Here is a 16545-nt window from a genome sequence, read left to right as displayed (position 1 = left end):
AACAGGACCGTGAAACGACTCTACGCCGATGATAGTGCGGATTCCCGTGTGAAAGTAGGTAATCGTCAGGCTCCCTAAGCCAGAAACCCCCGCCCGAAAGGCGGGGGTTTTTGCATTTCAGCGGCGGGAATGCGCGGAGCATTCGGCATGGCTGCATGTCGTGCTGCGATGCATCGCGATGCCGTCGGATGCGGAGAGGATGGGACGCCGCGTCCCTCGAGCTGGCTTCAACTGACCCTGGCCCCGAACACGGCCGACCCCACTGCGATTCCTCTGTGGAGTACGGCCATGAAATCGGATCGGATCTGTGCCGCCTGCGGCGCACCCTTCACTCCGCTCTTACACATCCCGCATCAACGCTTCTGCTCGGCCAAAGCGTGCCAGCGTGCTCGCCGGCGTGCATGGCAGCACCAGCGCATGCGAGTCGATCCCGACTATCGCGAGAATCAGATCCGCGCCCAGGCCAGCTGGCGGGCCCGACATCCTGACTACTGGCGGCACTACCGCGAGACGCACCCGTCTTATCGCGATCGCAATTGCGTGATGCAGCGACGACGAAATGCACGGCGCATTGCTAGTCCTGTTGCAAATATGGACGTGTGGCCAGCCTGTCGCCCACTGGCATCTGGGTTCTACATCCTGCGCGACGTGGTTGAGGCCGGCGTTGCAAAGATGAACGCGTGGACCGTGCACATCGCCGTGCTGTCTGAGCCGAGACCTGTTCCGGCGTGATTGCAAAGAGATGACGTGTTCGACAACGGTCTATGGCCTGCTACCTTGCCTGTGTACTCGCTCGCATTCGACGTCGTAGCAAGGCGCGACGCGTCCGCCGATACAAGTCCTCATAGTTGATGTCGAGGACGGTGCAGCGAGGAGCGGTTGCCGGTGGGAGCTGGATCGTGGACCTCGAATGCACATGCGAATCCGTTGGCGAGCAGACTTGCAGGATGCGGGCTGCTGAATACGTTCGGATGTCGACGGAGCACCAGCAATACTCGACGGAGAATCAGCGTGATCGGATTCGCGACTATCGTTGCAGTCAAGAAATCAACCAAGAGCCGAGGCTAGCGACCAAGCATACAGGCGTGAAATGGCGTTGCTGTTGCTGGTCGGGTTTGGCGTGTTGACCAGGCTCGGTGCGTCGTTCAGTAGGCGATGGCGGTATCCACGCGGGTCAACTCGACAAAACAAGATTTGAATTCTCTATGCCCTGCGCCCGTTCTGGAATTCGTTGGGCAGGCTGGTGCGCCAAGCCTTGGCGCAATAGAAGGCATTGAAGCCATTCCGCTGGTTGATTTCCGTCAGCCCGTGGAAGAGGCGGATGACAGTTTCCTTGCTCGGCTGATCGCAATCGAGCCGGCTGCCCTCATCCACGTGCAGCACGTTGGCACTGGAGACGATGCCGCGTCCGGCCAGTTCCTCGCGCAATGCTAACAATTCGTCCACCGGTTCAGTATAGAGAGCGTCTCTGCCATCTTCGGGCCACATAGGCGCGGCGCGAAGATGAACGCTTGGCAAGCGTTTGATGCGGAGGTGATCGGCGCGTCCAGCCCCCGCCTCAACCGGTTATCCATCGAGGCCTGGGCCGATTGCTTCGAGCAACGCGAGTGCTGCCTGAAGCGCAGCGTAGGCATTATGTACGTCAGCCCGATTATTACGCTTTTGGATGTCTGACATTATATCGGCTGCGATCGCAACAAGTATCTTCGCGCGGTCTGGCAAAATTAGCGGATCGATCGCTAGAAGGACGTCCTCTGTGATTTTATCCACTTGAACCTTCTGGCTGCCTAGTGTCTTAAGCCGATTGACATAATAGTTCTCCCAGACCGTTGGCATTGGATTTCCTCCCTCAGTGTGGACATGCGTCGTAGTCCAACAAGGAAATGCGGATAAAAGTGAATACCCCATCTGTCCGTGCCCATAACAGCGCTGGGCATATGCTCAAGCCATCGCAACTTACACAAGTGGTTCGCGGGGGGGCGTCGCTACCTGGCAGTATAGTCAAGGTTCGAGACGACACATATTATGGCAATCACTCGGTGTTTTAGATCGGATCAAACCAAAATCCCGTGGACAGTCGGTGCACGGGACATCTGTCTGGTCCTCAGTAATTGACTGTTCAAGCCCTTAGGGGAGTTTGGTCCGCAATAGCACAGTGGTCAGGTGCTCCATTGAGGCAAATTTCTGCACAAAAAAAGCCGAGCAACTATGAGAGTTACTCGGCTTCCAATTTGCTAAGCGGCTTGTCGGTAGTGGTGACACATTGTCGATTCCGTCCCTACGGGAATACCCCTATTAACCATTGGCGCCGCAAGTCACTTGCTGCCGGTTAGGTAAGCTCGCCAAGGTCCCGGATGACGATTGCTTGACGGTGTAGGCCAAACGCAGCAACTCGGTCACCCAGTCGCAAAACTGTGGCGCCAGTCGCACTTACTCTGGCGCCCTACGACAGGTGGCGGCTGTAGAAAGACTCATATCGCGAGAAATCGCGCCTTATGGAATAAGGATTCTGAGCAGAGGGCGGACCCATAATCAGAGAAAGTGGACGCATAAATCGAGAAGAACCGTCCAGGCCACCTCGGACTTGTGCCTGAGCTTGTGACGGGACGGGTCCTATCCCACAAGCATCGCTCCCTCAGGTTCGTACAAGGTACCGCAAAAAACTGCGCGTCCGGCAAGGCAATTTAAACGATTTGTGCTGGCGGACGAAGCCTCTCCTTGCACGTCGGCAGTCAAGAAATGTCCAAGTTTCGGAGACCGGCCTACAAACACGCCAAGCAAATCGCGCTAGCCGATTAACGAAGCAGCTACTGAATAAGCCCCTCTCTATCTCGGCCCGCGCCGGTGCCGTCGGTGGCCGGTCGAGGCGCCGGCGTCCGCTCGTCGCAACCTGGCCTGGAGGGCACTCATGAAATCCCCACGCCTCTGTCTCGCCTGTGGCACCGCGTTCGTGCCGCTGCCGCACGTTCCCCGTCAGCGCTATTGCTCATCGGAATCCTGCCAGCGAGCCCGTCGACGTGACTGGCAGAACCACCGGCTCCGTATCGACAGCGACTATCGCGACAACCAGGCACGGGCGCAGGCCAGATGGTGCGCGGGGCACTCAGGCTACTGGCGCGAATATCGAGCCTCGCATTCGGCGTATCGCAAGCGCAATAGCAGCATGCAGCAGACGCGCAACGAACGGCGGAATTTCAGGCCGATTGCAAAGATGGACGTGTCAGGGCGTCCGCAGTCCCTAGGCTCGGGCTTCTACGTCCTGTGCCACGCGGATGACGCCAACGTTGCAAAGATGGACGCGTGGACCGTCCATATAACCGTGCTGTCTGCGCCGACGGCGCCGCCGGTCTGATTGCAAAGAGATGACGTGTTACGCGTAGGCGTCCGGCCTGCTACCTTTGCCTTGTCACCGTTCGCTTTAGAGCGCCACGCCCCGATTTGAGGACGCGGCGTTCGCATTCGGGCTTCTCCCTGCGCATGGTGCCTGCTGCGTGTCTGTGTCTGAGTTGTGGAGCGGAGAATGTCATTCAACAGCGCAGGTGCACCAAGCGTAGCCAGCTCCCTGGCAGGACGGGCAGCTGAGTACGTCCGCATGTCCACGGAACACCAACAGTATTCGACTGAGAATCAGCGCGACCGGATTCGAGACTACGCAACCCGTCGCGGATTCGACATCGTGCGCACATATGCCGATGAAGGGAAAAGCGGTCTTCGAATCGACGGTCGCCAAGCACTTCAGAATCTCATTTCCGATGTGACGAATGGGAAGGCTGATTTCTGCATAATCCTCGTCTATGACGTGAGTCGTTGGGGCAGATTCCAGGATGCCGACGAGAGTGCGTACTACGAATACATTTGCCGCCGTGCAGGAATTCAGGTTGCGTACTGCGCCGAGCAGTTCGAGAACGACGGGTCGCCAGTCTCGACCATTGTGAAGGGGGTGAAGCGCGCAATGGCCGGCGAGTACAGCCGAGAACTGTCTGCGAAGGTGTTTGCCGGCCAGTGTCGTTTGATTGAAAAGGGTTTCCGGCAAGGAGGCCCAGCAGGCTATGGGTTGCGTCGAGTATTGGTCGACGAGCACGGTCTCATGAAAGCGGAGCTGCGTCGAGGCGAACATAAAAGCCTGCAGACGGACAGGGTTGTCCTGATGCCGGGGCCGGAAAGCGAGGTGCGAATCGTCAATTTAATCTATAACTGGTTTATCGACGAATCGCTCGACGAATACGAGATTGCAGCTCGCCTTAACGGTATGAATGTGCGCACTGACCTTGACCGCGAGTGGACGCGGGCGACGGTACGGGAGGTATTGACCAACGAAAAATACATTGGCAATAACGTATACAACCGAGTGTCATTCAAGCTGAAAAAGATGCGTGTGATGAACACCCCCGACATGTGGATTCGAAAGGAGGGAGCATTTCAGGCACTTGTTCCGAGCGAAACCTTCTATACCGCTCAGGGCATCATGAGAGCGAGAGCACGTCACTACTCAAATGAGGAGTTAATTGAGCGATTGCGCAACCTGTACCGTGCCCGCGGATTCCTGTCTGGCGTGGTGATTGACGAAACAGACGGCATGCCTTCTACGTCGGTCTATGTTTATCGCTTTGGCAGTTTAATCCGTGCCTATCAGACTGTCGGTTTCACTCCTGGTCGAGACTATCGTTACATTGAGACCAATCGCTTCTTGCGACAATTGCATCCAGAAATTGTCGCGCAGACGGAGAAGAAAATAGCCGATTTGGGCGGCACGATGATACGCGACACCGCAACCGACCTACTGACAGTGAACGACGAGTTCACAGCGTGTATTGTGCTCGCACGGTGCCAGGCGCATGGCAATGGCCGAAATCATTGGAAGGTGCGCTTCGATACGAGTCTTCTGCCGGACATCACCGTTGCGGTTCGGCTCGACCAGGCGAACGCATCGACGCTCGACTACTACCTGTTGCCGCGTCTCGATTTTGTGCAACCGCGTATTCATCTCGCCGACCAAAATCCAATCGAGTTCGAGAGCTATCGCTTTGACACGTTGGACTACTTGTATGGAATGGCCGAGCGCGCTCGTCTCAGGAGAGTAGCGTGAACTCGCGACAGCAGCCTGGAGAAATTCGGATGATTCCGGTCTCTCAGATTGAAGTCATTAATCCGAGAGAGCGCAATGGTCGGGTCTTCAACGAAATCGTCGACAATATCAAGACCATCGGCCTGAAGAAACCTATCCTGGTCACTCCGCGAGTGACGGCTACGGGCATAGAAAAATACCTGCTTGTATGTGGCGAGGGGCGATTGAAGGCATTTCGCACGCTAGGGGAAGCGACTATTCCCGCACTCGTGGTGCATGTGAGCGACGAGGATGCGTACGTAATGAGTCTGACGGAAAACATCGCGCGCAGACAATGTCGGCCCATCGAGCGGCTTGCCGGCATTCGGCTACTGCAGGAGCAGGGTTATGCGCCGAAAGTCATTGCCGAAAAAACGGGTCTTACATCGACCTACGTTCACGGCATCCTCACGCTATTGCACCAGGGAGAAGAGCGGCTTGTCGTTGCAGTGGAGAAAGGCCTCGTTCCCCTCAATGCGGCTCTCATGATTGTTGGTGCCGGCGACGACGACGCTGAAATACAGGCAGCGCTCCAAGAGGCCTATGAGTCGGGAAAATTGCGGGGCAAGCAACTGATGAGTGCTCGCCGCGTCATCGAGCGCAGAAAAGCACTCGGAAAGAGCACCGCGCACAATATGTCGAGCAAGTCCGCCGCCGTCACGACGTCGAGCCTCGTGCGGACGTATGAACGCGAGGTCGAGCGTCAGAAGTCGATGGTGAGAAAAGCGGAGTTCGCGCAGCAACGGTTGTTATTTGTGGTCGGCGCATTGCGGCAACTGTTTGCCGACGAGAACTTCGTTAACCTGTTGCGCGCGGAGGGACTGGCAAGTCTGCCGAAGTATCTTGCCGAACGCGTCTGGCCAAGCGGGAGTGCCACATGACAGGCGTAATTCTTGGGTTCATCCCCGAGCCATTGTCGCTGCCGGTCACCGGCATCTTGCCTTCGCGCAGAGTACCGACACCCGTGGTTGAATCGCGAAAATTCAAGCAGATAAAAGCCTCCATTGAGGAGGTGGGCCTTATCGAACCGCTCTCGGTAACGCCGGTGAACCAGTCGTCGGGGCAGCACATCCTGCTAGACGGGCATCTACGTTTGCGTGCTATCCAGGAGTTGGGCCACGAGCAGGTTGCTTGTCTTGTCGCGACCGACGACGAGAGCTACACCTATAACAATCGTGTCAACCGCCTCTCCACAGTGCAGGAGCATCACATGATTCGGCGAGTGATTGACCGAGGCGTATCACCCGAACGATTGGCGAAGGCTCTTTCCGTCAATGTGTCGCAGATAGTGAAGAAGATGTCACTGCTCGACGGCATTTGTCCGGAAGCGGCTGAGCTTCTGGGAGACCGGCAATTCTCGCCAGAGCTTGTCCGCGCGCTTCGCAAAATGAAACCTACGCGGCAGGTCGAATGCGTTGAACTGATGGTGGCTGCGAACAACGTGTCGGTCGCCTACGCAGAGGCATTGTTGGTGGCAACGCCTGCAGTGCGTCTTGTGGGTGAAAAGAAGCCACGTAAACTCAACGGCGTTAGCCCGGAGCAGATGGCCAGAATGGAGCGAGAGATGAGCAATCTGCAGGCACAGTACAAGCTCGTGGAACAGACATACGGCCAGGACGTGTTGAATTTGGTGCTCGCAAAGGGATATCTGGCCAAGCTCCTCGAAAACGAATCTGCTCGGCAATACGTTGCGCAACACCATCCTGACTTGATGGTGGAGTTCGAATCTATCATTGCAACCATTTCTCTCGACCAGCAGCAAGTCAACGCGGTCCTCTAGTCAAACAGGGACCATCAGCTCAAGGCGAAAACTTTCGGCCCTTTTGCAAAACACAAACTGCTTTCGCCTCACGACTTCAGATGAAACCTGCGGTCGGCGGCAGTTACGGGATAGAATTCTCCCAGCAGTCGGTCTCGTGGGTCGAACTTCGGACTTGTACCAATCGGGGAAACGAGTACGTGCGTTCTAAATTGTTCTTCTTTTATTGACCTGACCATTCCGAATAAGACCTGCTTTGTAGGCGTGTCACGATGATAGTGGTTACTCCGACTCGTGCTGCTCAGGCAGAACCATGGGTCATATGGAAATTCCACTAACACATCTCTCGTCTGGGCCCTTGCCATCATCATTGATTCTCCGTTTCCCTCGGACTCTTTGTCTGGGGTGTAGAAGAAGTCTAGCTTTACAGATATAAAATCTCCATTCGTGACCAATTCCGTCAAAAGCTCGGGTTCGTCCAGATAAGGCGTGATATCTAGGACCGCCCTATTTCGTGCCAGCAGTTCAATCAGTTGAGTGATGTAGGCGGCGAGGTAGATTTGCTTGTCGCCACTTACAAAGTACCCTCCGTTGTCGCGGGGCGCCTGCCAGTTCTCGTCCACGAAATGTCCATGTTCATTCAGAATTCCAAGTTCGGTCAATCTCTCGCGCGCCAGACCCGTCGGAAAATCGGGGAATTCAAGCGTGCTTTGCAGAACACGACGAAAGTTTACCCAGTCCCAGCGTGCTTCATAAATCCGCCTGGCCGCAGACTCGAGAATCCACCGCTCAATGGATTCGCAAGATTTCTCCCATTTCTTTTTGTAATTTATTATGCGCTCAGGCGTCAAATTTTGCTCCAGCTCAAAATTGGCGTGAGCTTTTGAGTGGTGTGCCGTGCACAATACGGCTAGATTGGAAATATCATGGTTTTTGGAAATGCTATATTTTTTGATATGATGAATCACGACCCCAAGTCCCCGCTTTCTACAAACGCAACATAGCTCGAGATTGCTCGCGAGCACCTGCCGTAGTGTTTTTTCTGGTACAGGTGTTCGTCGCTTATTCAATGACGAGACGACCGATTCGGGCAAGCCAAACTGCATGAGCTTCGATGCGGACAAATTCCGTAAATCTTCTGTCGAGTACCTAACCGATAGATTTGCGGCAACTCGAGTGTCGCATCCTATGCCAACAAGATAATAAAATGTTGCGTTGGGGGCGTGCAAAGTAGAAGTAATTTCCATATTGCTCGATAGATTTATTGGAGCAACATTAATCGGTGAATTAAAATAATCGATGTCGTTGCGAATCTTGGATGTGTACCCGATTTTCACATAAGTTTCTGGGTAATGCGCGGAAAAACAATCTGATGTCAGGCGCTATCATGTCGCTTGTGACGGCGGCTTTCGCCGAGGTTTACTAGCGCGCTGTCTCGGAATCGCATGCCTGGTCATCATCACAGGATTGATAGTTGGGATGGGGGCAATCAGCTCGAGCCAGGACTCGCGGCCCAAGGTGCGTACGACCTCGATAAGCGTATGCAAGGACGAACCGTTTCCGCTTTCGAGATTCCGGAGCGAACGTACGCTGATGCCTGCTCGTGCCGCCAGCGTCGCTTGGTCAAGATTTCGATGAAGGCGCAGCGTTCTCAAGCTATTGCCCAGCTCGATTTCCCACTCTTGGACTGTGCGAATGCGCATCGTTGATTTCCCACGTGAATTGGCGCGTCAACCATGCATCAAATTATAGGCAAAATTTTGCCGATTGAACTGGAAATCTTCAGCTAATGGGCAAGATATTGCCTTTTGTGGTGAGCCGGTTAACCGAGGCCAGAGGGACACAGCCTGCGCTGATTGCTCCTCTCCGGAACGTCCGTTCGTCGGAGCCCGGATGCAAGTGCGGAAGTCATGCGTCTACTCGGGGCGCTGAACGGTACGGGATGAGCACCTGCGCTCCATATATCGCCCGCGAGCGTCATGTCGGACCGTTCACAAAAACCAATTCACGCTATAAAGACTTCGTTTCGATAAGAAATTTTTATGTGACGTGTTCCTGGGGGCGGCCCTCGGAGACCCCTATACCGTTCTGCATTGCATTCGCGCTTGCCCGCCGAGTCATCGAGCCGCCGGGCAGGAGTGCCGCCCAACCCGCCTGGTTGGCTTCGGCCGCACGATGCAATGCCGCTTGCGTGAACGGGGGAATCCACCGGCAGCGCGCAGGGGAAAGCCGAGACTGCGGGGATAGCGTCTGAGATATCGGCAACGGGATGGCGAAGCTAGCGTCCCGGAGGGCGCGTATAGGCTGGCGGGCGAGGCGGCTCCATACCGGTGACAATGTGGGTGGAGAGGTCGAGTGGAAGGTTCTCCTGGGCATTGGTGCCGTAGGGAGGGCTGGGCTCAGCCTCACCACCCAGCGACTCAGACCCACGGATATGCTCAAGGCTGAGCCGCTTTGGGATAGTCGCAATCGTTGTGAAACGAGCGGCCGCCGCTACCTGCTGTGTTGCCGATGTGACGCTGGTAGACCGCAAAAGACTACCTTCATCGTCTATCAGAGCAGGTAGCGCCCCTCAGCCGATGATTTTGACCCATGCCCTATCAACTGCAGATGCCTTTCGCTGGCGGCACGTTCTTCAGGGCAAGTCGTCACCGTATCGAGCGCGTCCTGCATTGCTCTCGCAGTCGGCCGCACTGCCGACCGCCCTCGTCTGCACTTCATCGGTGCTGAGGTGCGGCCCAGAGTCCGGGCAATGCTGCTGCCGAAACCCCTAGGTCGACATCGAGCGGGTAGTGCCGAAGCAACCGTACAGCGATTGCTTGAACTGCACTACGGCTAGCGAGGTCGTCGGAAGATGCGAGCAGCTTCAGGAGCTCGCGCGTCTCAATGACGGCTTTCGTACGTTCATACGGGGTCGTCATCATCACCTCCATCAAGCAGGCGTTCAGTGACGTCGGTGTATGACGTCACCTCGTTCAGTTCGCACCATCTTTTCCAGATGTACTCGCCATCGAGCGACCAGCCTTTCTTGCCGACCAGTTCGTAAACGCGTCCCGATTGAGTCACCCCCTGCAAACTGACCCGGTCGAACGTCAAAATCTGAGAGCTGACTCGTCCCGACGAGTCCAGCATATCCACGCCAACAAAATGTCGGCTCCCATTCTGCGTTTCGAATATGCACCATCGAGATAACGAAATCTTCGGCAATTCGGACGCGGGGCGTGGTTTCCAGATGGGCATCGCAGTCTCCTAGTGGTGGAAAGTCACATCCTTCTGCTCAGTCACTTGGACCGGGCTGCACTACGTGAGAGTCGAACCACGTCACGAACGGCGCTTACATCGCCGCTTGAAGCACACTGTCGGTTCGACGTATCGCTTTCTCATTGCGCCAACGATGCAGGAACAAACAGGTCGTGCCCAGCTCTTGCGCCGATAACGGCCAATCGGCCGAGGTCAGCGATACGAATCAGCGCGCCCCGCATTGCGCCATCAGGAAGCCGCTTCGCACCGACCAGTTCGACGCGGGGCAGCAGGCGCGACAACGCCGACGACGTCGTACCCATGGCACGCGCCAGGTCCGCCAGCGGGACGAAGGTCTGCCTGAATGCCAGCAACTGGTGCGGTAGCACGACGTGGCAAGGTTGGCCGCGTCGTTGAATCGACTCGGACGCCAGTAACCCTTCGTCCATCCAGTGCTGAATGGACTCCCATTTCCAGCCGGTCGCTTGCGCGAGCTGCTGAATCGACATGCCAGCCTCGAGCAGCGGTGTGCCGAAATACCGTGAAGCGTCCGCTGTCGTGAAGGACATTTCGCCCAGTGTCGGAGCGTGCTTGATGGCGTTCACGTTGCCGCCTGCAATGGCTTGCATTAGCGACTCGATAGCCCGCTGGTCACCCATACGCCGGCTAGTCATCTCCGCCCATGTCAGCGTCGAATCTTCGGCAATGGCAGCAGGTTCGACCCGCTGGTCGACACGCCGATACAAATCCAGTATGGATTGGTGCTCGACCGGGCCACCCTTCATCAGGTCTTCCCGCCAGCGGATGTCTGACCGGATTACACCCGCTGCTTTCATGCGTTTGAGTACGGCAGGTGGAACACCCGCGACTTCACAGGCATCCCTATCGGAAATCCATTCGGAGCGTTGTCGTTGGATGCGCTCAACTTCAGCGCACGGAATTTCGAATAGTTGGCCACGCGTGCCGGTGCGCCGGGCACGGTGCTCACACTCACCGGCGAGCATGGAGTCGCGCAGGCGTGAAACGCTGACGCCAATGGCCTTCGCAGCATCCGGCGCACGAATGTATCCGGTCGCATCCGCGGCGATTGCCTTGGCCGAATCCAGGCCTAAGACGCAATCGGATTTCTGGGCAGCGGCATCGATGATGATTTGCAACAGGGGCTCGAGCGCCGTGCCCTGGCAAACCTTGCGCAAATTGACGTACCAGTCGCCCAGCAAGGTGTTCAGCGTGCGAGCATCCTTGCGGCCGGCGGCAATGCGCTGCTCGACGTGATTTCGGAAACCGATTGGCCAGTCGACCAGCAAGGCTTCGAGCGGAGAGAGGAATTCGACTGCGTCGGCGACGAACTTCGGCAATACCGCGCCGCGTGGCAACCCGGGGCGCGTCGGGTCCGAATATTGGCAGAGTGTGCGGATGACCTTCACCAGCACATCGATGTCCACGTCGTGCAGAGAAGGTTTCACGCTGCCAGCCTGCTGCCCGTTGCTCGCAATCAGCGTCGATAGCCACTGCTGCGCCGGGCTTGCGGGCACACGCGGCATGCTGCTCAAGTCATGACCGCACGAGCACAATCCAATGTAGAGCCGCTCCGGTGAAAGGTGCTTGCCGCACGCGTTGCACTGGTCGACCAGCAGAATTTTATGTTGCGGACATGCAGTGACATAGGCGTGTTCCCAGTGGTGTCGTAAATAAGGCGATTCAGCCAGACACGCCGGACACACAGCATCAGCTTGCGCACGGTGCAGACGTCCCCAATCCCGGCAGAGATGTTCCTGATGTCTGGTGCGTTCGGCCCATGCCGGTTCCAGGCCGAGGTTACGCGCTACATCGTCCGTACGTGTGAGCAAGGCGCGGCGATTGCGCTCGACGCCCGCCGAACTTGCGAGGTCGCGCCAGTTGAAAAGCGCATTGTCTGCGGCAAGGCGTCGGTAGTAGCCCATCCCCGACTCGTCGTCCCGGGGAGCGTAGGTGAGAACGAGGCTCATTGTTTGTCTCCTGATTTTTTCCGAACTGGTATAGACGCGGCGTTACTGGTCAGGACATGAACGTATGCCTGTTTCAACGCAGCGGGCTCCACCCCTGCGTCAGCGATGCCAGAATCCTGGAATGCCAGTATGTTTGGCGACCCTGCGTGACTGACATCTTCAAGCGCCTTTTGGCAGTCAACGTATGTAATGGCACGCGGTGGCTCGTGTGCCATCAAGCTCGCCAGCTCACGCATGAAGTCAGCGAGAACGCCAACCAGGCCGCCGGTGAGCAAATAGCTTTGCTGCGTCAACACGCGGGCGGGCACGTCAATGGGATAGCCAGCCGCAGCGAACAGGCGCGCGTAATTCACGACACATGAAATGTAGGCAGCCATTTGGTCAGCTATGCTCGCGTCATACGGTAGAAAATTGCGAGCAGGACAAGCGCGGCGACGCAGCTGCTCGTTTGCTGAAAAAAGTCGCTCGAGTCGCGGAATGCCGAAGAGAATCAGCGTCATGCCGAGCGTGTCTGTTAGGGTCTTGAGCCAATCGCTTGCCGCGCGCGGAGGCACCCTCGACCCTTCATCAACGAGGTGCGATATCTCATCAAAAATCACGATACGTGTGCCGGCCAGGCGAAGCTGCGTCACCATCAAGTCGAACATCGCGCCCGCTGTCATGCTGCCTGGAACCAGGATACCCAACGCACGCAGTACACTTTTAGGAAGCAGTTTGGCCGTTGCGGATTGGGGCACCTCGACAACCAGCACGGGCACGTGACGCCGTCCATCGATACGAGTTTCAGGATAGTCACGAGCCAGCTTGGCGATGAGCGAAGACTTGCCCACACCGCTGGGACCCGGAACGCGAATGACTTTTGGTGCAAAGCCGTTAAGCGCGTCGTCGATTCGTCGTTTGAGTGCTGTGAGGTGCTCCACGAACATAGGATGAGGAAGTTCGCAGGCCTCAATGTCCATGCGCAGTTGTTGGGCTGGTGTCACAGCAGTTTTTCTCCGGTGTTTCTGTTCACGATGTCCATCACGGGCGCGTCGTCGTACGAGATGGCATCAGACTGAAGGTCTTCCACCGGTAGCGACGGATTGGTCGAAGGTGATGGCCCGAACGGCGCTGCCGTAGATAGCGGTCGGCCGATGGCTCGCTGGACGGCTGTCCCTTCTTTGGCGCGCCGCACGGTTTCTTGATTTTCTTCGCGCTTACCGCGGGTTCTTCGCTTTTTGGCTGTCCCGTTTTGGGTGACGGCCTCGTCCATGTCGCGCAGAAATTGCACCTTTTCGTCCGGAACTGTCCAGTCATCCATGCCCGCATCGAATCGGGCTTTGGCCTCCGCAAAAGTCCATGCCGGGGTGTCCGGGCGAACGTGTTCGTGCGTCAGCGTGACGAGCGGAAGGTCATCTCCCTCGTACACGTACGCCTGGCGGAAATCGTCCGGGTTGTAGACTATGTGGAGCTGCGCACGGTCGCCGTACCTGGCCAACAAATACGACATGGCTTCACCTCGGTACCTGAATCCATGTTCAAGCGTGATTCCCGTCTTGGCGCTCAACACGCACTTCTTGTGTTCGAAGAGTGCAGCCATCCATTCACGACGCGGCGGCGGCATGGTGATGGGATGACCCATTTCTTCGGTCTGGTAAGTCAGGCGCTCATGGGGCGTCTTTCCCTTGACCGAATCGACCAGCAGTTCGTCCCAACGCAGCCGGTCGAGTGGGCTGTTGACCCAATCCTCATAGAGCCATCTGACAATCCATTTTTCGAGTGCATCGACGCTCATCAATTCGTCACCCAGCGCCTCCGGGTCACGCATGCCGTCCTTTCCTTCGAAGCGCGTGCAGCCCGGAAGAAGCTGTAATGCCTCCTTGAGCGTTCTGTTCAGACGCTCGATGAATGGCTTGCCTTGAGCCTCCTTCGCCTTGCAGTGTTTGATGTCCATTCCCAGTCGCTCAAGACCGACAATTCGTCCACCTTTGGTTTCCGGACCGTTATCAAAAATAACTTGTGCGGGTGTGCCATAAATATTCAGCGCATGAGCGATGCCAAATTCCTGGAAGCGGGCCGCCTTGGCAGGCGTCAGGTACATTTCGAGGCATAACAGCGAATCCATCTCGCGCGGCGAACCAATGACGAGGTGCCATCCCACCGGATATCCAGTGCAGACATCAATTGCGAGCACCAGATAAGTGGTTCGGGCAATGCCATGGGGGGTGAGCACAACGAATGGCAGATGGAGGGCATCCTGCTCAATGCGGGCGAACGGGAACGCTGCCCGTATACGCTTCTTCGCGAACGACTTGCCGGCGACCCGATTGAGCGGGTCCATCCGGTCGGATTGAGCATCGACGGTCAAGCCGCGAATTGCGGCGCACACGAACTTGCGGCTGATGGCGTGCTTAGCCACATGTAGGCCTCGACGACGACCCTCACGATTGACGTATCTTGTCACGTCGAGAACCGTCCACTTGGAATCGGTGACCAGGAATTCGTTTTGGATGACCTCTTCGACGAATTCGATAAGGTCCTTCGAGTACCTCGCTGTCGCATTGCCTTTGTTCTTGTCCCCCTTGAGGACCGGAAGGCCGAGCAGTTGATTGCAGTGGGCTCGGTACAAGGCTGCGCGCGAAGGAAACGAGCGAACGGGCTTATCACCGTTTTCCACCAGATAAGCTTCGCGGGCCAGCGGAATCGCTGCGTTAAACGACAAGCCGCGTTGGTCACGGATGGCATCAATACGCCGCAGTGTGTCGTTCAGCAGGCGGACCTTGCCGTGCAATTCCGGATTGTCGTACTGGGCGGCAATGCTGACGCGCGGCATTCCCTTTCGATGCAGGACCAGCCTGCCTTCCGAAATCTGTGCGCGGATGTCATCGTATTTGACGTAGAGGGCTTCACTTTTCTCGCCATCGAAGAGCTGGATGGCGCCGGCATGCAGGCGACCGTCTATTACCTCGAAGTAGCTGTCCGCTTTCCCGGGAAGCGCCAACTTGTCTCCGGCACGCAGGTCGGACATCATGACCACAGTTCCTCAATCAAACAGAGGTGGCTCAGGTCACCATATGCGGCCGACAGTTCGAGCGTCGCGCAGATGTGGTGATGCGCTAGGTCTGCTTGCAGTACACCGACAGCGAGCAATGACGGAATCAGGCCCGTCGGAATCTCGAGGTCGGCGCACAGTGCACGCTGCAGCGCCGGACCGGATTCGCAATAGTGTTCGACCCGGTCAATGATGTCCGCCGTCAGGTGTTCGTGGGCCCGAGCTATCGCCGGCTTCAACAGTTGGGCGTTGACAACGGCCGGGTGCCACTCATCCGCGGGCACGACCACCGTGGAGAGCGGATAGCAGTACGCCTCCATGATTTCCCGGGCCCGCTCGACCTTGGCCCAGTACCGCTCATCGCCCTCGAAGCCCTGCAGTTTGACCTCGTATGCACGCTGCAGGCCGTCGGCCTGCACAGTGGCAAAGTCAGGCGTGTACTCCACCTCCCCGGCGCGACCACCGCGCATCTTGCGTGCTTCGGAGAGTTCCTCACGCGTAAACAGCAGCCGTTCACCGACCAGGTCGACGGTGAACGGTTGCTGTCTGAAAGAGCGCACGCGCGGGTCGATGCACAGCATGTGCGCTACCAGACGTTCCGCGTCGGATTCGACAGTGATGTGGCCGTCGGCCTTCTCGGCATAGGTGCCGATGCGGGCCTTACCATACGTACGGGCCGTAAGTCGGACGCCGGCGTTCGCAGCACTCCGGCGACTACGGACGCCATAGGACGGTGCGCTTCTCATTTCGCACCTCCGGCTGGCGGGTGCAATTGAGTGCTGGCCTGGCTATTCGTCTGGGATACCGCAGCGGGCCGTCGGGTCGGTGAGTTGGTTTGTAAGGATTTTGTGGGCATTCTGTCCTCGCAAAAATGGTTTGCTAAGGACGTGTAGCGCTGCCGATTTTGCGTCGGTCGTATACGACCGAAAATTGCCGTGAGAAACTTCAAGTCCCAGAAAAACAGAGGCGCGAGCAACGTCGAGAGGGAACGATGGAAGAACTGCCGCACAACCGTGACCGGGCGCCGGGCCAGCCCTACGAGCAGTGGGAAGAAGAGGCGAAGGGGCTTATAGAAGAGGGGATGGACCGGTGCGAAATCGGCTACAAGCAGCTTTCGCGGATGCTCGAGGAGCTGGGAATCGAGGAATCGCCCGACCAGATAAACCGCAAGGTGAATCGCAAGCGGTTCTCGGCGGCATTCCTGCTCGCCTGCTTGCGCGCAATGGGCGTGGAGACCATTTCGCTCAAAAAGGAACTGAGTAATGCGAAGGCGAAGTAGGCGATAGGCCGCCCACTTCGACGGATTCGTCCATAGCCAGACCTGTTTCATCGCCGGCTCCCGTGTCGTACCCTCTCATAAATAGGGGGCCTGACCATGCGGGCGGTCGATAGACGAATACAGGCTCGTTCTTGGTACTACGCG

Annotated in this window: 17 protein-coding genes; 8 read left to right on the top strand and 9 right to left on the bottom strand. The window is 57.1% G+C overall.

Features of this window, described 5'->3' with window-relative positions; all coding sequences use genetic code 11:
* Positions 1-288: 288 nt before the first annotated feature.
* A complete protein-coding gene (locus G3O06_RS25745; protein WP_205817910.1) occupies positions 289-732 on the top strand; it encodes a hypothetical protein in 444 nt (147 codons plus the stop codon).
* Between the two features lie 119 nt (positions 733-851).
* Complete coding sequence (locus G3O06_RS50030) at positions 852-1127, top strand: recombinase family protein (protein ID WP_346779556.1); 276 nt, start codon at positions 852-854, stop codon at positions 1125-1127.
* A gap of 76 nt (positions 1128-1203) precedes the next feature.
* Here G3O06_RS50030 and G3O06_RS25735 read toward each other — a convergent pair whose 3' ends face one another.
* Positions 1204-1428, bottom strand: a complete 225-nt coding sequence (locus tag G3O06_RS25735; protein WP_205817909.1) for a hypothetical protein — start codon at positions 1426-1428, stop codon at positions 1204-1206.
* A 75-nt stretch (positions 1429-1503) separates the two neighbouring features.
* Between G3O06_RS25735 and G3O06_RS25730 the strand changes: the two genes are divergently transcribed.
* From G3O06_RS25730 to G3O06_RS25710, 5 genes are all read left to right on the top strand, one after another.
* The gene (locus G3O06_RS25730; RefSeq protein WP_205817908.1) at positions 1504-1674 is read left to right on the top strand and encodes a hypothetical protein; all 171 of its coding nucleotides are present in this window, start codon (positions 1504-1506) and stop codon (positions 1672-1674) included.
* Positions 1675-2908: 1234 nt separating this feature from the next.
* Positions 2909-3352, top strand: coding sequence for a hypothetical protein (locus G3O06_RS25725; RefSeq protein ID WP_205817907.1), 444 nt, complete (start codon positions 2909-2911; stop codon positions 3350-3352).
* Between the two features lie 168 nt (positions 3353-3520).
* Complete coding sequence (locus tag G3O06_RS25720; RefSeq protein WP_085043219.1) at positions 3521-5086, top strand: recombinase family protein; 1566 nt, start codon at positions 3521-3523, stop codon at positions 5084-5086.
* Positions 5083-5985: a plasmid partitioning protein RepB C-terminal domain-containing protein gene (locus G3O06_RS25715; RefSeq protein ID WP_085043220.1), complete on the top strand. Its 903-nt coding sequence runs from the start codon at positions 5083-5085 to the stop codon at positions 5983-5985. Before G3O06_RS25720 ends, G3O06_RS25715 begins: the two co-directional genes overlap by 4 nt.
* Positions 5982-6884, top strand: coding sequence for a plasmid partitioning protein RepB C-terminal domain-containing protein (locus G3O06_RS25710; protein ID WP_124586062.1), 903 nt, complete (start codon positions 5982-5984; stop codon positions 6882-6884). The genes G3O06_RS25715 and G3O06_RS25710 overlap by 4 nt, the downstream gene beginning before the upstream one ends.
* A 68-nt stretch (positions 6885-6952) precedes the next feature.
* On the opposite strand, the gene G3O06_RS25705 is transcribed toward G3O06_RS25710, so the two are convergent.
* The 8 genes from G3O06_RS25705 to G3O06_RS25675 all read right to left on the bottom strand — a co-directional run bounded on the left by G3O06_RS25705 (position 6953) and on the right by G3O06_RS25675 (position 15868).
* Entirely contained in the window at positions 6953-7831 is an 879-nt protein-coding gene (locus G3O06_RS25705; RefSeq protein WP_205817906.1) for an HNH endonuclease signature motif containing protein, read from the bottom strand.
* Between the two features lie 417 nt (positions 7832-8248).
* Positions 8249-8566: a helix-turn-helix transcriptional regulator gene (locus tag G3O06_RS25700; protein ID WP_124586058.1), complete on the bottom strand. Its 318-nt coding sequence runs from the start codon at positions 8564-8566 to the stop codon at positions 8249-8251.
* Positions 8567-9580: 1014 nt separating this feature from the next.
* Positions 9581-9784 (bottom strand): BPSL0761 family protein, encoded by a 204-nt coding sequence (locus G3O06_RS50025; protein WP_124586056.1) that lies wholly within the window; start codon positions 9782-9784, stop codon positions 9581-9583.
* Positions 9768-10103, bottom strand: coding sequence for a hypothetical protein (locus tag G3O06_RS25695; RefSeq protein WP_085043223.1), 336 nt, complete (start codon positions 10101-10103; stop codon positions 9768-9770). Before G3O06_RS25695 ends, G3O06_RS50025 begins: the two co-directional genes overlap by 17 nt.
* Positions 10104-10243: 140 nt before the next feature.
* Positions 10244-12091: a TniQ family protein gene (locus G3O06_RS25690; protein WP_205817905.1), complete on the bottom strand. Its 1848-nt coding sequence runs from the start codon at positions 12089-12091 to the stop codon at positions 10244-10246.
* Positions 12088-13074, bottom strand: coding sequence for a TniB family NTP-binding protein (locus G3O06_RS25685; protein WP_346779555.1), 987 nt, complete (start codon positions 13072-13074; stop codon positions 12088-12090). The genes G3O06_RS25690 and G3O06_RS25685 overlap by 4 nt, the downstream gene beginning before the upstream one ends.
* Positions 13071-15101: a transposase family protein gene (locus tag G3O06_RS25680; RefSeq protein WP_205817904.1), complete on the bottom strand. Its 2031-nt coding sequence runs from the start codon at positions 15099-15101 to the stop codon at positions 13071-13073. Before G3O06_RS25680 ends, G3O06_RS25685 begins: the two co-directional genes overlap by 4 nt.
* Positions 15098-15868 carry a hypothetical protein gene (locus G3O06_RS25675; protein ID WP_205817903.1) on the bottom strand — a complete coding sequence of 257 codons (771 nt, stop codon included), beginning with the start codon at positions 15866-15868 and terminating at the stop codon, positions 15098-15100. Before G3O06_RS25675 ends, G3O06_RS25680 begins: the two co-directional genes overlap by 4 nt.
* 245 nt (positions 15869-16113) lie before the next feature.
* On the opposite strand from G3O06_RS25675, the gene G3O06_RS25670 reads away from it, so the two are divergent.
* Complete coding sequence (locus G3O06_RS25670; RefSeq protein WP_205817902.1) at positions 16114-16401, top strand: DUF6471 domain-containing protein; 288 nt, start codon at positions 16114-16116, stop codon at positions 16399-16401.
* The last annotated feature ends 144 nt before the right edge of the window (positions 16402-16545 follow it).

The sequence above is a fragment of the Burkholderia sp. Ac-20345 genome (assembly GCF_017104825.1).
GTDB lineage: Bacteria > Pseudomonadota > Gammaproteobacteria > Burkholderiales > Burkholderiaceae > Burkholderia > Burkholderia lata_B.
Note: the sequence above shows the minus strand (reverse complement) of the source record. Positions and strands in the feature narration are given on the sequence as shown.